This is a genomic window from Vibrio sp. 10N.286.48.F5 (assembly GCF_041469785.1).
Taxonomy (GTDB): Bacteria; Pseudomonadota; Gammaproteobacteria; order Enterobacterales; family Vibrionaceae; genus Vibrio; species Vibrio crassostreae_C.
The window spans coordinates 1-443 of the sequence record NZ_JBFRLG010000084.1 but is presented as its reverse complement, the minus strand read 5'-3'; the positions used below and the strand labels follow the sequence as shown (position 1 = coordinate 443).

The window sequence follows — 443 nt, the reverse complement described above, 5'->3', positions numbered from 1 at the left end:
CGACCGTTGCCATCGATGAGACTAACAAAGCGGTAACAGCTTCAGGTACCCTCACCAGTACCGATGTAGACAACCCAGACAACACGTTTACACCGGATTCTATTTCAGGTACCAACGGTGACCTGACTATCGATGCTAATGGTCATTGGGTGTTCACCGCGAGCAGCGCGTTTAATCAGTTAAACGTCGGCGATAAAGTAGAAGAAACCTTCACGGTGTCGTCTGTTGATGGAACACCGTCCACTATCAAGGTGACAATTAACGGTACTAACGACACCGCTACTGTCAGCAGTGCGACCGTCGCCATCGATGAAACCGACAAAGCGGTAACTACCTCAGGTACGCTAACCAGTACTGACGTGGATAATCCAGATAATACCTTCACACCCGATTCCATTTCCGGTACCAACGGTGACCTGACTATTGATGCCAATGGTCATTGG

1 protein-coding gene is annotated in these 443 nt (G+C 49.2%); it reads left to right on the top strand.

Annotated elements, in window-relative coordinates; genetic code table 11:
* The coding region (locus AB4185_RS21910) for a VCBS domain-containing protein (RefSeq protein ID WP_372135937.1) at positions 1–443 on the top strand (443 nt) is incomplete at both ends.